Annotated in this window: 11 protein-coding genes; 7 read left to right on the top strand and 4 right to left on the bottom strand. The window is 60.6% G+C overall.

The features are described 5' to 3' along the window. Window positions 1–8: 8 nt before the first annotated feature. Window positions 9–692: a lipoprotein-releasing ABC transporter ATP-binding protein LolD gene (lolD, locus tag K0H47_RS09695; protein ID WP_017477213.1), complete on the bottom strand. Its 684-nt coding sequence runs from the start codon at window positions 690–692 to the stop codon at window positions 9–11. 7 nt (window positions 693–699) lie between these two features. Continuing rightward, entirely contained in the window at window positions 700–1,950 is a 1,251-nt protein-coding gene (locus tag K0H47_RS09690; RefSeq protein WP_063032243.1) for a lipoprotein-releasing ABC transporter permease subunit, read from the bottom strand. Between the two features lie 94 nt (window positions 1,951–2,044). On the opposite strand from K0H47_RS09690, the gene K0H47_RS09685 reads away from it, so the two are divergent. Both K0H47_RS09685 and K0H47_RS09680 read left to right on the top strand, forming a co-directional pair. Then, on the top strand, window positions 2,045–2,629 hold the full coding sequence (locus K0H47_RS09685) for a PilZ domain-containing protein (RefSeq protein WP_063032246.1): 585 nt from the start codon (window positions 2,045–2,047) through the stop codon (window positions 2,627–2,629). A 66-nt stretch (window positions 2,630–2,695) separates the two neighbouring features. Next, window positions 2,696–3,418, top strand: a complete 723-nt coding sequence (locus tag K0H47_RS09680; protein WP_219272449.1) for a glycerophosphodiester phosphodiesterase family protein — start codon at window positions 2,696–2,698, stop codon at window positions 3,416–3,418. 42 nt (window positions 3,419–3,460) lie between these two features. Here the strand turns inward: K0H47_RS09680 and sthA are convergent, their stop codons facing one another. After that, window positions 3,461–4,855, bottom strand: coding sequence for a Si-specific NAD(P)(+) transhydrogenase (sthA, locus tag K0H47_RS09675; protein WP_063032248.1), 1,395 nt, complete (start codon window positions 4,853–4,855; stop codon window positions 3,461–3,463). Between the two features lie 235 nt (window positions 4,856–5,090). Here sthA and K0H47_RS09670 point away from each other — a divergent pair, with 235 nt between their 5' ends. Together K0H47_RS09670 and K0H47_RS09665 are read left to right on the top strand one after the other, a co-directional pair. After that, window positions 5,091–5,633 (top strand): chalcone isomerase family protein, encoded by a 543-nt coding sequence (locus tag K0H47_RS09670; protein ID WP_063032250.1) that lies wholly within the window; start codon window positions 5,091–5,093, stop codon window positions 5,631–5,633. 286 nt (window positions 5,634–5,919) lie between these two features. Continuing rightward, complete coding sequence (locus tag K0H47_RS09665) at window positions 5,920–7,218, top strand: MFS transporter (RefSeq protein WP_063032252.1); 1,299 nt, start codon at window positions 5,920–5,922, stop codon at window positions 7,216–7,218. 161 nt (window positions 7,219–7,379) lie between these two features. On the opposite strand, the gene K0H47_RS09660 is transcribed toward K0H47_RS09665, so the two are convergent. Beyond that, on the bottom strand, window positions 7,380–8,843 hold the full coding sequence (locus tag K0H47_RS09660; RefSeq protein WP_023659083.1) for a glyceraldehyde-3-phosphate dehydrogenase: 1,464 nt from the start codon (window positions 8,841–8,843) through the stop codon (window positions 7,380–7,382). Window positions 8,844–9,182: 339 nt separating this feature from the next. On the opposite strand from K0H47_RS09660, the gene mfd reads away from it, so the two are divergent. Genes mfd through K0H47_RS09645 form a run of 3 tightly spaced genes read left to right on the top strand, consistent with a single transcriptional unit; the run spans window position 9,183 to window position 15,913 of the window. Continuing rightward, a complete protein-coding gene (gene mfd / locus K0H47_RS09655) occupies window positions 9,183–12,632 on the top strand; it encodes a transcription-repair coupling factor (RefSeq protein ID WP_063032254.1) in 3,450 nt (1,149 codons plus the stop codon). 11 nt (window positions 12,633–12,643) lie between these two features. Further along, window positions 12,644–13,213, top strand: coding sequence for a CsiV family protein (locus tag K0H47_RS09650; protein WP_063032256.1), 570 nt, complete (start codon window positions 12,644–12,646; stop codon window positions 13,211–13,213). 9 nt (window positions 13,214–13,222) lie between these two features. After that, window positions 13,223–15,913: a DEAD/DEAH box helicase gene (locus K0H47_RS09645; protein WP_219272447.1), complete on the top strand. Its 2,691-nt coding sequence runs from the start codon at window positions 13,223–13,225 to the stop codon at window positions 15,911–15,913. Window positions 15,914–15,932: the final 19 nt, after the last annotated feature.

The raw sequence follows: 15,932 nt of genomic DNA, 5'->3' as shown, positions 1-15,932 counted from the left end.
GAAACAGGTCAGATGGCGACCAGATGACCTTCCTGCAGGTGCAGCACACGGTCCATCTGGCGGGCCATGCTCATGTCATGGGTCACCACCAGGAACGCGGTGCGCATCTGGGTGCTCAGTTCCAGCATCAAGTCCTTGATGCCCTGGGCGGTGTGGGAGTCGAGGTTGCCGGTGGGCTCGTCGAGCATCACCAGGCCCGGGTTGTTGACCAGGGCACGGGCAATTGCCACACGCTGGCGCTCGCCGCCGGACAATTCGGCCGGTTTGTGCTCCAGGCGATGGCCCAGGCCGACCCGCTCCAGCAGCGCCTTGGCACGCTGACGCGCCTCGGGAATCGCGGTCTTGCCGATCAACAGCGGCATGCAGACGTTTTCAAGGGCGGTGAACTCAGGCAGCAAGTGGTGGAACTGGTACACGAAACCCAGCGAACGGTTGCGCAACTGTCCACGGGCCTTCTCGCCCAGGGCCGACAGTTCTTCGCCGGCCAGCCAGACGCTGCCCTGGGACGGCGTATCAAGGCCGCCCAACAGGTTCAGCAAGGTACTTTTACCGGAACCGGAACTGCCGACGATCGCCACGCGCTCGCCCGGGTGCAGTTCCAGTTGCAGGTTGGACAGCACCACCACGGATTCCGGGCCTTCCTCGTAGGATTTGCCCAGGTTGCGGCAGCTCAGGATTGCTTTTTCACTCATGCCCGATTCACTCATAACGTAAAGCCTGCGCCGGCTGGGTACGTGCCGCGCGCCAGGCTGGATACAGGGTGGCAAGGAAACTCAGGACCAACGCAGCGGCGCCGACCATCAACACGTCCTGGCTCTGCACCTGGGACGGCAAGTAGTCGATGAAGTAGACGTCGGAGTTCAAGAATTTGTGGCCGATCAACACTTCCAGCCCGGCGATGGCGGCACTCACGTTCAGCGCGGCGAGAATCCCCACCGCGGTGCCGATCAAGGTACCGACCACGCCGATCACCGTGCCCTGGACCATGAAGATCGCCATGATCTGCCCCGGCGTGGCGCCAAGGGTGCGCAGGATGGCGATATCGCCCTTCTTGTCATTCACCACCATTACCAGGGTGGAAATGATGTTGAAGGCGGCGACGGCGACGATCAGCAGCAACAGCAGGCCGATCATGGCTTTTTCCATGCGGATGGCCTGGTACAGGTTGCCGTGGGTGCGAGTCCAGTCGCGAGCGTAGTACTGGTTTTCACCCAGGTGCTGGGCGATTTCCCACGAGGTGCGCGGCGCGTCGAACAGGTCGTTGAACTTGAGGCGCAGGCCCTGCACTTGATCCGGCTTCCAGCGATGCAGGCGGGCCAGGTCGGTCAGGTTGGTGAGGCCCAGGTAGCCGTCGATCTCACCGGCGCCGACATGGAAGATGCCGACCACGGTAAAGCGCTTCATACGCGGGAACATGCCGGCCGGGGTCACGGTGACTTCCGGCGCAACGAAGGTCAGCTTGTCGCCGATGCCCACGCCGAGCTTGGCCGCGGCCTTGTCGCCGATAGCGATGCCAAAGCTGCCGGGCGACAAGTCGTCCAGTTTGCCCTGTTGCATGAAGTTATCGATGATCGAGACGTTGCGTTCCTGCGCCGGGTCGATGGCATTGAGCAGGACTTTCTGTACCTTGCCGTCGTTGGTCAACAGGCCCTGCATCTGGGTGAAGGGCGCAACCGCCAGCACTTTGGGGTTCTGCTTGACCTTGGCGGCCAAGCTTTGCCAGTCGCTGATGGGCTCACCCGACTCAATGGTCGCGTGGGGCACCATGCCCAGCACGCGGGTGCGCATCTCATGATCGAAGCCGTTCATCACCGACAGCACCACGATCATCACGACAACGCCAAGGGCGAGCCCGATCATCGAGGTCAAGGAAATGAACGACACAAAATGATTGCGACGTTTTGCACGGGTATAACGCGTGCCAATAAATACGAAGAGAGGTCTGAACATGTCGGGGCTTGTTCGGAGGAAAAGAAGACGTCCTTGTGGCGGGGTCAGGTAAGCAGCTTTACACTCAGACCATCACCGCTGCCTTGGGTTCGCCATGTCGACATTAGATGAAGAAGATCGCCGCGAATACTACCGTATCGAGGACATGATCGCACTGGAAATTACCCCGCTGTCGGGCCCGGAAGCGCTGAGCAAGGAAGTGTTGCTGGATGATTCGCCGCTGTTCAATCTGCTCAGCGAGTTACACCTGAGTGAATTCGAATCCCAGCACCTGCTGCGCCAGATCGGCGAGCGGGACCGAACCCTGGCCGCCTTCCTCAAAGTGCAGAACAAACGCATGGATTTGCTCAGCCAGATCATGGCGCAAAGCCTACTGGGCGAGATCGGTACGCCGCAACCCGTGGTCATCTCCGAAGGCGGCATCGAGTTCCTGAACCCCACGGCAATCCAGCCCGACAGCCACCTGGCGGTCAAGCTGGTGCTGATGCCACAAGCCTTAGGCCTGCTGCTGAGGGCCAAGGTGACCCATTGCGACGCCAAGACCGGCGGCTACGAAATCGGCACCGAATTCGAAGCCATGACCGATGCCCAGCGCCAATTGCTGGCGCGCTATATCCTGCAGAAACAGGCCCAGGAACGGCGTCTGGCGCGGGAAAAAAGCGACGAATCCGACACCTGAATACGAACACTGAATGGCGCGTCGCGTCATCCATCCAGCCAGCAATCCTGGCGTAAAGGAGCAACTGTGACCCTGATTTATGGCCACCGCGGTGCCAAAGGCGAAGCACCGGAAAACACCCTGACCAGCTTCCAGGAATGCCTCAAGCACGGCGTGCGCCGTTGCGAACTGGATTTGCACCTGTCCATGGACGGCGAGCTGATGGTCATTCACGACCCTACGCTCAAGCGCACCACCGACCGGCGCGGCAAGGTGGTCGAGTATTCCGCCGCCGACCTGGTGAAGATGGACGCGCGCAAAGGCGGCCCGGGCTGGGTCAATCCCTGCCCGATCCCACGCCTGGAAGAGTTGTTCGAAAAATGCGATTTCGACCACTGGCAACTGGAAGTCAAAAGCGCATCGCGCACCCGCGCGGCAACTACTGTGCTGGCGATCCGGGAAATGGCTCAGCGTTTCGGGCTGATGGACAAGGTCACCGTGACCTCAAGCTCGCGGGAAGTGTTGAAAGCAGCGCTGGACCTCACCCCGGACCTGTCCCGCGGACTGGTAGCCGAATACGCCTGGCTCGACCCGTTGAAGGTCGCGGCCAACTATGGCTGTGAGATTCTGGCGTTGAACTGGACGCTGTGCACCCCTGAGCGTCTGGAAAAAGCCCAGCGCCAGGGTTTGCACGTGTCCGTGTGGACGGTCAACGAACCCGCGCTGATGCGCAGGCTCGACGACTTCGGCGTAGATAGCCTGATTACAGACTTTCCCGGTTTGGCCACTGCCACCCTCGGGAATTACTGAAATCGGTCTCCCCGGCCGGCTCAGGCCACCGGCCGGAGCCGCTCAAAAAAGCCGGTTGAGGCCGTCGTAAGCCGCTACCCGATAGGCTTCAGCCATGGTCGGGTAGTTGAACGTGGTGTTGACGAAATACTTGAGGGTATTTTGCTCACCCGGCTGGTTCATGATCGCCTGGCCGATGTGCACGATCTCCGACGCTTGATAGCCGAAGCAATGCACGCCGAGCACTTCCAGCGTCTCGCGGTGGAACAGGATCTTCAGCATGCCTTGGGGCTCACCGGCGATCTGCGCACGCGCCATGCTCTTGAAGAACGCCTTGCCGACTTCATAAGGCACCTTGGCCTTGGTCAGTTCATGCTCGTTCTTGCCGATCGAGCTGATCTCGGGAATCGTGTAGATCCCGGTCGGCACGTCGTTGACGTAGCGCCAGCTGCCGTTGTCGACGATGCTGCCAGCGGCCGAGCGGCCCTGGTCGTGGGCGGCACTGGCCAGGCTCGGCCAGCCAATCACGTCACCGGCACCATAGATGTTCGGTACGCAGGTGCGGTAGTTCTCGTCCACCTCGATCTGGCCACGGCTGTTGACCTTGACCCCGATGTTTTCCATGCCCAGCTTGTCGGTGTTGCCGGTACGGCCGTTGCACCACAGCAAGGCGTCGGCCTTGATCTTCTTGCCGGACTTGAGGTGCAGGATCACACCGTTGTCCAGGCCTTCGACCCGCTCGTACTCTTCGTTGTGGCGCACGGTGATGTTGTTGTTGCTGAAGTGGTAACTCAACGCCTGGGAAATTTCCGAGTCGAGGAAACTCAGCAACTGGTCGCGGTTATCCACCAGCTCGACCAATACACCCAGGCCGCTGAAGATCGAGGCGTATTCACAGCCGATCACGCCGGCGCCGTAGATGATCAGTTTGCGCGGGGTGTGGCCCAGGCTGAGGATGGTGTCGCTATCGTAGATACGCGGGTGGTGGAAATCGATATCCGCCGGGCGATACGGACGCGAGCCGGTAGCAATGATTATGTGCTTGGCTACCAGCTTCTCGACCACGCCGTTGGCGCAGACCACTTCGACGGTTTGCTCGTCGGCGAAGCTGCCGGTGCCGAAGAACAGGTCGACCCGGTTACGGGCATAGAAGCCGGTACGCGAGGCCACCTGCTTGGAAATGACTTTTTCAGCGCTCTTGAGCACGTCCGGGAACGAGAACCAGCGCGGCTCACCAATGGCCCGGAACATCGGGTTGGTGTTGAACTGCATGATCTGGCGCACCGAGTGACGCAAGGCCTTGGACGGGATGGTTCCCAGGTGGGTGCAGTTACCGCCGACCTGGCGACGGCTATCGACCATCGCCACCTTGCGCCCTGCTTTGGCGGCGTTCATCGCCGCACCTTCTCCAGCTGGGCCGGAACCCAGTACCACTACGTCGTAGTTGTAGACAGCCATGCGTACTCCTCAGAACAGGCCAGGGCGCACGGTTGGACGCCTGGCTAAATCATGCCGCGGCCAGCGGTCATGAAGGATCAATGTGGCTCAAGTGTGTGAGCCGGGGCACAGTCTATAGAACGCTCAACGTCGCGCACATTAACCCTTGGTCGCGTCGTAGGCCAGTTTTGCCTTTACTACAGGGTGTTCGTAATTGAATTAACCTCTAGGCAAGCACCTTTCAGGACGGGCCATTATGCGACATGTGATTGTTTGTTTATTGCTGATGTTGTCGGTCCCGGTGCTGGCGAATGAGGCTGATCGCCTCAAACAAGCCAATTTTCCGGCGCAATCTCATCAACTGGTGCTGAAAAACCAGGCCGTCCTGACCTATCTGTGGGCAGATGTGTATGCAGCCGCACTCTTCGCCCAAGCTGACTTGAGCGCCAAACAGGCGCTGGACCGGCAAAAAGACCTGCGCCTGGAGCTGTATTACTTTCGCGATATCGATCGCAACGATGTCATCAAGGCCGCCACCGCCACCCTTGAACGCCAGCAAACACCCGCCGCCCTCGCCCGCCTGAAACCTGAACTGGAGCAATTGCACAAAAGCTTTCGCGACATCCGCAGCGGCGACCGTTATGCGTTGGACTTCCAGCCTCAGCGCGGCCTGAACCTGGAAATCAACGGCACGGTGGTGTTCAGCAGTCGCAATGACGAATTGGCCAAGGCTTACTTGGGAATCTGGCTGGCACCAAAAGGCTTGTCCGACAGCCTGCGTAATACCCTCCTCAACTGATCGCAAAAACCCTATGGGAGCAGGCTTGCTCGCGAATGCGGTGTATCAGTGACTCATTAGCTGACTGACACACCGTTTTCGCGAGCAAGCCCACTCCCACATTGGATTTTCATCGCCCGGGGGCCTGCGGCAATTTGCCAGCTTGCCATCGGTTTTTTGTTGCCTGTGGTGGCTTATACACATATCGTTACAAAACTGTTCAGCGCCAGCCTCGTGCCAAAGCTTTAACAGCAAGGACGGTTGCGACCAGGGATTACTAATAAGATAGCCAAAATGAGTGCATGACATGTCCACTACAACGGGCAAGGGCAAGGCGATCTTTCGCGTTGTCAGCGGTAACTTCCTCGAGATGTTCGACTTCATGGTCTATGGCTTCTACGCCACGGCCATTGCCAAGACATTTTTCCCCACCGACAGCGCGTTCGCGTCCCTGATGCTGTCCCTGGCGACCTTTGGCGCCGGGTTCCTGATGCGTCCGCTGGGCGCGATTTTCCTCGGTGCCTACATCGACCGTCACGGCCGTAAAAAGGGCCTGGTGATCACCCTGGCACTGATGGCTGCCGGTACCGTCCTGATTGCCTGCGTTCCCGGGTACGCCACCCTGGGTGTCGCGGCGCCACTGATCGTGCTGTTCGGTCGCCTGCTGCAAGGCTTCTCCGCCGGTGTCGAGCTAGGGGGCGTGTCGGTGTACCTGGCGGAAATCGCCACTCCAGGCCGCAAAGGCTTCTTCGTCAGCTGGCAGTCCGCCAGCCAGCAAGCCGCCGTGGTATTCGCCGGCCTGCTGGGTGTGGGCCTGAACCACTGGCTCAGCCCGGAAGAAATGGGTGACTGGGGCTGGCGCGTGCCGTTCCTGATCGGCTGCCTGATCGTGCCGGTGATCTTCGTGATTCGTCGCTCCCTGGAAGAAACCCCGGAATTCCAGGCGCGTAAACACCGCCCTACCCTGCAGGAAATCGTCCGTTCGATCGGCCAGAACTTCGGCATCGTGATCGCCGGCATGGCGCTGGTGGTGATGACCACCGTGTCGTTCTACCTGATCACCGCCTACACCCCGACCTTCGGCAAGGCCGAATTGCACCTGTCGGACTTCGACGCGTTGCTGGTAACCGTGTGCGTCGGCATCTCCAACTTCATCTGGCTGCCGGTAATGGGGGCTGTGTCCGACAAGATCGGGCGTAAACCCCTGCTGCTGGGGGCGACGATTCTGGCGATCCTCACCGCGTATCCGGCGCTGTCCTGGCTGGTGGCCAACCCGAGCTTCAGCCATCTGTTGATCGTGCTGCTCTGGCTGTCGTTCCTGTATGGCTCGTACAACGGTGCGATGGTTGTAGCGCTGACCGAGATCATGCCGGTAGAAGTGCGCACCACCGGCTTCTCCCTGGCCTATAGCCTGGCAACGGCGACCTTTGGTGGTTTCACACCAGCGGCCTGCACCTACCTGATCCACGTGCTGGACAACAAGGCGGCACCGGGCATCTGGCTGAGCGGCGCAGCGGTGCTGGGCCTGATCGCCACACTGATCCTGTTCAAGGGCAACCGGCATGAACTGCGGACCGCGCAGGCTTCGATAGTCGGCGGCGCTTGATAGGTCGCTATCGCAGGCAAGCCAGCTCCCACATTTGAATGTATTCACACATCAACATGTGGGAGCTGGCTTGCCTGCGATGAGGCCGGTACAAACAATACAAAACCCACAGACATAAAAAAGCCCCGACTCGTCGGGGCTTTTTCATTTACCGCTGATGCTTAGCGCGGGAATGCTGGCGGGTTAACCCCGGCCATGTCTTCCATCACACGAACCACCTGGCAGCTGTAACCGAATTCGTTGTCGTACCAAACGTACAGAACAACGCGATTGTCTTGGGTAATGGTCGCTTCAGCGTCCACCACACCGGCGTGGCGCGAGCCAACGAAGTCGGTGGACACCACTTCCTGCGAGTTGACGAAGTCGATTTGCTTATGCAGATCGGAGTGCAGCGCCATGTAGCGCAGGTACTCGTTCATCTCTTCACGGGTGGCGGCTTTCTCAAGGTTCAGGTTGAGAATGGCCATCGACACGTTCGGCGTCGGAACGCGGATCGCGTTACCGGTCAGCTTGCCGGCCAGCTCAGGCAGGGCCTTGGCAGCAGCAGTGGCAGCACCGGTCTCGGTGATCACCATGTTCAGCGCGGCGCTACGGCCACGGCGATCGCCCTTGTGGAAGTTGTCGATCAGGTTCTGGTCGTTGGTGTACGAGTGAACCGTTTCAACGTGACCGTTAACGATGCCGAACTTGTCGTTCACGGCTTTCAGCACCGGCACGATGGCGTTGGTGGTGCAGGAAGCGGCGGACACGATCTTGTCGTCAGCGGTGATTTCACCGTGGTTGATGCCGTGCACGATGTTCTTCAGCTTGCCCTTGCCAGGCGCCGTCAGGACAACGCGGTCGATACCCGGGCACGCCAGGTGCTGGCCCAGGCCCTCGGCATCACGCCACACACCGGTGTTGTCCACCAGCAGTGCGTCCTTGATGCCGTACTGGGTGTAATCCACCTCAGACGGGTTCTTCGCGTAGATCACCTGGATCAGGTTACCGTTGGCGGTGATGGTGTTGTTTTCTTCGTCGATGACGATGGTGCCGTTGAACGGACCGTGTACCGAGTCGCGACGCAGCAGGCTCGCACGCTTGGTCAGGTCGTTTTCTGCACCTTTACGAACAACGATGGCACGCAGGCGCAGGCCGTCGCCGCCACCGGTTTTTTCGATCAGGATGCGCGCCAGCAGACGGCCGATACGACCGAAGCCGTAAAGCACAACGTCGGTGCCTTTGCGGGCAGCAGCGTTTTGCTGGCCAACCACGTCGGCCATTTCTTCACGCACGAACTGCTCGGCGGTACGGCCAGCACCTTCCTTGCGGAATTTATAGGCCAGCTTGCCCAGGTCTACCGAGGCCGCGCCGAGCTTGAGCTCGCTCATGGCTTTAAGCAGGGGGAATGTTTCGTGGACGGAGAGTTCGCTGTCGTCGGCGGAACGATGGCGAGCAAAGCGATGAGCCTTGAGAATCGCGATGACTGATTGGTTGATCAGGCTGCGGCCATAGATCGAGCTCACCACGTTGTTATTGCGGTAGAGCTGACCGATAAGCGGAATCATCGCTTCAGCGAGTGCTTCACGGTCGATCCATTCACCAAGACACTGGTCGGGCTTCTGAGTCACGGGAACCTTCCACATGTAGGGGCAGAAAAAAGGGGCTACATTATGCCGCCCGACTGCCCTCGGAGCAATGCGCGACCCGCAACAAAACTCCTTGCAAAAAAATATCGCCCCGCTGGAGCCCAGTAAATACGTGGCTTCCAGCGCACCCCCTTCTGAGCCATTGTGACAAAGTGTCCGTAACCCTCCGAAACATACACCGATTTCGGCACTACATAATGAGTCAAAAGGCGCCTTTGTTTGTCTTAGCCACTACATTTCCTACAAACCGTAATAGGCTCAGTCAGCAACTGACAGGCGGCACTCCGGGCCGTTACAATTACCGACTTTGTCGCAACGCTTGGAGCTCAACCTTCCGTGCCCGTTCTGCGTCTACCGCTTCTCCCTGCCGCGGCAGGTAAACAGCACTGGGGCAATCTGCCCGGTGCCGCCCTGAGCCTGGCCATTGCCGAGGCTGCCAGCGCTGCCAAGCGCTTTACCCTGCTGCTCACCGCCGACAGCCAAAGTGCCGAGCGGCTGGAACAGGAGCTGAGTTTCTTCGCCCCCGATTTGCCGGTACTGCATTTCCCGGACTGGGAAACCCTGCCCTACGACCTGTTCTCACCGCACCAGGACATCATTTCCCAGCGCATCGCCAGCCTGTACCGCCTGCCGGAACTGGCCCACGGCGTGCTGGTGGTGCCGATCACCACGGCCCTGCATCGCCTGGCGCCGACCAAGTTCCTGCTGGGCAGCAGCCTGGTGCTGGATATCGGCCAGAAGCTCGACGTGGAACAGATGCGCACCCGGCTTGAGGCCAGTGGTTATCGCTGCGTCGACACGGTGTATGAGCACGGTGAATTCGCTGTGCGTGGCGCGCTGATCGACCTGTTCCCGATGGGCAGCAAACTGCCCTACCGGATCGACCTGTTCGACGACGAAATCGAAACCCTGCGTACCTTCGATCCGGAAAACCAGCGTTCCATCGACAAGGTCGACTCGGTCAAGCTGCTGCCGGCCCGGGAATTCCCGCTGCAAAAAGACGCGGTCACGCGCTTCAAGGCGCGTTTCCGCGAGCGCTTTGACGTGGACTTCCGCCGCTGCCCGATCTTCCAGGACTTGAGCAGCGGGATTACGCCCGCCGGTATCGAGTACTACCTGCCGCTGTTCTTCGACGAAACCTCCACCCTCTTCGATTACCTGCCCCAAGACACCCAAGTGTTCTCGCTGCCGGGCATCGAACAGGCGGCGGAGAACTTCTGGAATGACGTACGCAACCGTTATGAAGAACGCCGCGTCGACCCGTCCCGTCCTTTATTGCCACCGGCCGAACTGTTCCTGCCCGTGGAAGATTGCTTCGCCCGCCTGAAAAACTGGCCGCGCGTAGTCGCCAGCCAACAGGATGTGGACGCCGGCGCCGGCCGCGAGCGCTTCCCGGCGCAAGCACTGCCGAACCTGGCGATTGAAGCCAAGGCCAACCAGCCGCTGGAAGCGCTGTCGAGTTTCCTCGGTGACTTTCCCGGCCGCGTGCTGTTTACCGCCGAGTCCGCCGGGCGCCGCGAGGTGCTGCTGGAGTTGCTGGAACGCCTGAAGCTACGGCCGAAAACCGTCGACAGCTGGCCGGACTTTGTCGCGAGCAAGGATCGCCTGGCGATCACCATCGCACCGCTGGACGAAGGCCTGCTGCTGGACGACCCGGCCCTGGCACTGATTGCCGAGAGCCCGCTGTTCGGCCAACGGGTGATGCAGCGTCGCCGCCGCGAAAAACGCGCCGACGCCAACAACGATGCGGTGATCAAGAACCTCACCGAACTGCGCGAAGGCGCGCCAGTGGTGCATATCGACCACGGTGTGGGCCGTTACCTGGGCCTGCAAACCCTGGAGATCGATAACCAGGTGGCTGAATTCCTCACCATGGAATACGCCGAGGGCGCCAAGCTCTACGTGCCCGTGGCCAACCTGCACCTGATCGCCCGCTACACCGGCAGCGACGACGCCCTCGCGCCGTTGCACCGCCTCGGCTCCGAGACCTGGCAGAAAGCCAAGCGCAAGGCCGCCGAACAGGTACGCGATGTGGCCGCCGAGTTGCTCGACATCTATGCCCGCCGTGCCGCCCGCGAAGGTTATGCCTTCGCCGACCCGAAAGCCGACTACGCAACCTTCAGCGCGGGCTTCGCCTTCGAAGAAACCCCGGACCAGCAAACCACCATCGACGCCGTGCGCGCCGACATGCTGGCGCCCAAGCCAATGGACCGCCTGGTGTGCGGCGACGTGGGCTTCGGCAAGACCGAAGTGGCGATGCGCGCGGCCTTTATCGCGGTGCACGGTGGCCGGCAAGTGGCGATTCTCGTACCGACCACCCTGCTCGCCCAGCAGCACTACAACAGCTTCCGCGACCGCTTTGCCGACTGGCCGGTGACCGTGGAAGTGATGAGCCGCTTCAAGTCGGCCAAGGAAGTGAACGCAGCCATCGCCGACCTGGCGGAAGGCAAGATCGACATTGTCATCGGCACTCACAAGCTGCTGTCGGATGACGTGAAGATCAAAAACCTGGGCCTGGTGATCATCGACGAAGAGCACCGCTTCGGTGTCCGTCAGAAGGAACAGCTCAAGGCCCTGCGCAGTGAAGTCGACATCCTGACCCTTACCGCCACGCCGATCCCGCGCACGCTGAACATGGCGGTGTCGGGCATGCGTGACCTGTCGATCATCGCCACGCCGCCGGCGCGTCGGTTGTCGGTGCGCACCTTCGTCATGGAGCAGAACAAAAGCACGGTCAAGGAAGCCCTGCTGCGTGAGTTGCTGCGCGGCGGCCAGGTGTACTACCTGCACAACGATGTGAAAACCATCGAGAAATGCGCCGCCGACCTCGCCGAGCTGGTACCGGAAGCAAGGATCGCCATCGGCCACGGGCAGATGCGCGAGCGCGAACTCGAACAGGTGATGAGCGACTTCTATCACAAGCGCTTCAACGTGCTGATTGCCTCGACGATCATCGAGACCGGCATCGACGTGCCGAGCGCCAACACCATCATCATCGAGCGCGCCGACAAGTTCGGCCTGGCGCAGTTGCACCAGTTGCGCGGCCGGGTCGGGCGCAGTCACCACCAGGCGTATGCCTATCTGCTGACGCCGCCCCGCCAACAGATCACCTCCGACGCCGAGAAGCGCCTGGAAGCGATCGCCAACACCCAGGACCTCGGCGCCGGCTTTGTGCTGGCCACCAACGATCTGGAAATCCGTGGTGCCGGCGAACTGCTGGGGGACGGCCAGAGCGGGCAAATCCAGGCCGTGGGTTTCACCCTTTATATGGAAATGCTCGAACGGGCAGTAAAAGCCATTCGCAAGGGCGAACAACCGAACCTCGACCAACCGCTGGGTGGCGGCCCGGAAATCAACCTGCGCTTGCCGGCGTTGATTCCCGAAGACTACCTGCCGGATGTGCACGCACGCCTGATCCTGTACAAGCGCATCGCCTCGGCCACCGACGAAGACGGCCTCAAGGACCTGCAAGTGGAGATGATCGACCGCTTCGGCCTGTTGCCGGAACCGACCAAGAACCTGGTACGCCTGACCCTGCTCAAATTGCAGGCCGAGCAACTGGGTATCAAGAAGGTCGACGCCGGGCCGCAGGGCGGGCGTATCGAGTTCGAAGCCCAGACGCCGGTGGACCCACTGGTGCTGATCAAGCTGATTCAGGGCCAGCCCAATCGCTACAAGTTCGAAGGGGCTACGCTGTTCAAATTCATGGTGCCGATGGAACGCGCCGAAGAACGCTTTAATACACTGGAGGCGCTGTTTGAGCGCCTCATCCCGAAATCTGCTTGAAGGACGCCCCAATGCGCCTGTTCCGCATTTTGAGCTTGTTGTTGGTGGTCGTTGCGCCTTCGGCGTTTGCCGACAGCCCGTACCTGGTGGAGATGATCCTGGTGCGGCAGAACGCCGAGCCGGCGATCAATAGCCGTGCGGCGCCGGAAAACTGGGACGCGGGCGCGCCGCGCCTGGGGACCGACAAAATGAGCCCGCCGCGACTGGGCAATATTGTCGAGAAGCTGCAAGCCAGCAGCGACTACACCGTGCTGCTGCACAAGTCCTGGGAGCAGAATCTCGGTGAACAACCGGTGAAGCTGGCCATCAGCGACGGCCAGGAACAGTTCGGCCAGTTCCCTATCGAAGGCACCCTCAACCTGCAGCTTGGGCGCTTCACCGATATCGACGCGGACTTCTGGGTCAACCAGTTCGACGCCAACGGCAGCGTCATTGCCAGCGAACACCTCAGCCAGCAAGACGTGCGCACCAAGAACAACCAGCTCAACTACCTGGACGGCGGCCACCTCGCCCTGCTGATCAAGATCACTTCGCTGACTGCCAAGCCGCCCAGCGCACCACCGCCCGATGTCCAGGACTGATCCAGCACCATGCCCCTGACGTCGTCGTTGACCAAACCCCTGGCCCCTTCGTGGGCCAATCGCTTTAAAGAGCAAAGCCTTGAGCGCGGCCGGCGCTACGCCCTGGAAAACCGCGTGCGGATCGTCGAGTCCGGCGACAGCACCATCATTGCCAGTTGCGAAGGCTCGGGCGGCAACGTCTACCGCCAGACCATTTCACTGCGCGAATCCGCCAAGGGCACGTTGATCCTGGTGGACAGCCGCTGCACCTGCCCCGTGCACACCAACTGCAAACACATCGCGGCGGTGCTGCTCAAGGTCCAGGAAACCCTGGCCTACCCGGCGGCGGCCCAGGATGCCGAGTTGCTGGAGAAGCTCCAGGCGGTGCTGGATAACCGCGTGGTATTGCCGCAAGTGGTAATGGAAGACGTCCAACCGGTTCCGCGCCTATGGCTGGCGAGTATCGAGTTCAGCGCCTTCGAGCCGCGCAACGGCAAAATGCAGCGTTATATCCAGCATCGCGCAGCATTGTCCTTCAACTATTTGGGCAACTACGTCAGCGGTCAGAAGAACGCCGACATCATCGTGCGCCAGGAACAACAGAGCCTGCGGATCAAGCGCCACCCCGATGTGGAGCAGCAGTTTCGCGAACAACTGCGCCTGCTGGGCTTCAAGATCGCCACGCGCCAGAGCAAGGCCCTGCCGGAAAGCGCCGGCGAGCTGTTCGAGATGGTCAATGACAGCGCCTGGCTGAACTTCACCCTGAATGCATCGCCGACTCTGCGCGTCCAGGGCTGGGAACTACAGATCGATGAAGATTTCGGCTTCGACCTGAGCACCGTCGACGATTGGTACGCCAGCGTCGACGAAATGCCGGAGCGCGACTGGTTTGATCTGGAACTTGGGATCATCGTCAACGGCGAACGCCTGAGCCTGCTGCCGATTCTGTTGAACCTGATGCGCTCCCACACCGAGATTCTCAACCCGGAAAAACTCGCGCGGCGCCGCGATGACGAACTGATCCTGGTGAACATTCCCGGCCTGCCTAACGGCCACGGCCCGCTGCAAGTGGCACTGCCTTACGGGCGGCTGAAACCGGTGCTGGCGACCCTGGGCGAGTTCTACCTGCAAGAGCCGGGCACCACTGCGCTGCGCCTGGCCAAGGCCGACGCCATTCGCCTGAACCCGCTGGAAGACTTGCCGCTGCAGTGGGAAGGCGGCGAAAAGATCCGCAACTTCGCCCAGCGTCTGCGGGACATCAAAGATTTCAGCTGCGAAGCGCCCGAGGGCTTGAACGCCACATTGCGTCCTTATCAGTTGGAAGGCCTGAGCTGGATGCAGTCGCTGCGCCAGCTCGACGTCGGCGGGATTCTTGCGGACGACATGGGCCTGGGTAAAACCCTGCAGACCCTGGCGCATATTCTCAGCGAGAAAATCGCCGGGCGCCTGGACCGGCCGTGCATGGTGGTGATGCCCACCAGCCTGATCCCGAACTGGCTCGACGAAGCGGCGCACTTCACACCGCAGCTCAAAGTATTGGCGTTGTACGGCGCCGGGCGTAAGAAACATTTCCCTCAGTTGCAGGACTACGACCTGCTGCTGACCACCTACGCCCTGCTGCCCAAGGACATCGAGCAACTGGCTGCCCTGCCCTTGCACGTGTTGATCCTCGACGAAGCGCAGTACATCAAGAACCCCAACAGCAAGGCCGCCCAGGCTGCCCGCGAGCTGAACGCCCGCCAGCGCCTGTGCCTCAGCGGTACACCGCTGGAAAACCACTTGGGCGAGCTGTGGTCGCTGTTCCACTTTCTGCTGCCAGGCTGGTTGGGAGATGTGAAGAGCTTCAACCGCGATTACCGTGTGCCAATCGAAAAGCGCGGCAGCGATGTGCGATTGCAGCACCTTAATGGTCGGATCAAGCCGTTCCTGCTGCGCCGTACCAAGGAGCAGGTGGCGACGGAATTACCGCCCAAGACCGAGATCATTCATTGGGTCGACCTCAACGAAGCCCAGCGCGACGTGTACGAGACCATGCGCCTGGCGATGGACAAGAAAGTCCGCGACGAGATTACCCGCAAAGGCGTGGCCCGTAGCCAGATCATCATCCTGGAAGCGCTGCTCAAGCTGCGCCAGGTGTGCTGTGATTTGCGTCTGGTCAATGATGCGACATTGCCGGCGAAGGGCAGCAGTTCGGGCAAGCTCGACAGCTTGATGGAGATGCTCGACGAGCTGTTTGCCGAAGGCCGCAGAATTCTGCTGTTTTCCCAGTTCACCTCGATGCTGAGCCTGATTGAGGCTGAGCTGAAGAAGCGTGGCGTTGACTATGCGCTGCTGACCGGGCAAACCCGGGACCGACGCACGCCGGTGAAGGATTTCCAGAGCGGCAAGCTGCAGATCTTTCTGATCAGCCTGAAGGCCGGTGGCGTCGGGCTTAACTTGACGGAAGCGGACACGGTGATTCACTACGACCCGTGGTGGAACCCGGCGACGGAAAACCAGGCGACCGACCGTGCGTATCGCATTGGCCAGGAAAAGCCGGTGTTCGTCTACAAGATGATTGCCCGGGGTACCGTGGAAGAGAAAATCCAGCATTTGCAGAAGGAAAAGTCTGATCTGGCGGCAGGCGTTCTGGATGGGCGGACGACGGGGGATTGGAAGCTGGGGAATGAGGATATCGAGGCGCTGTTTGCGCCGTTGCCTCATAAGCAGGAAAAGCGCTGACATTAAGATCGCCATCGCG

This window comes from Pseudomonas sp. Xaverov 83 (genome assembly GCF_019352905.1).
Taxonomy (GTDB): domain Bacteria; phylum Pseudomonadota; class Gammaproteobacteria; order Pseudomonadales; family Pseudomonadaceae; genus Aquipseudomonas; species Aquipseudomonas yamanorum.
Note: the sequence above shows the minus strand (reverse complement) of the source record. Positions and strands in the feature narration are given on the sequence as shown.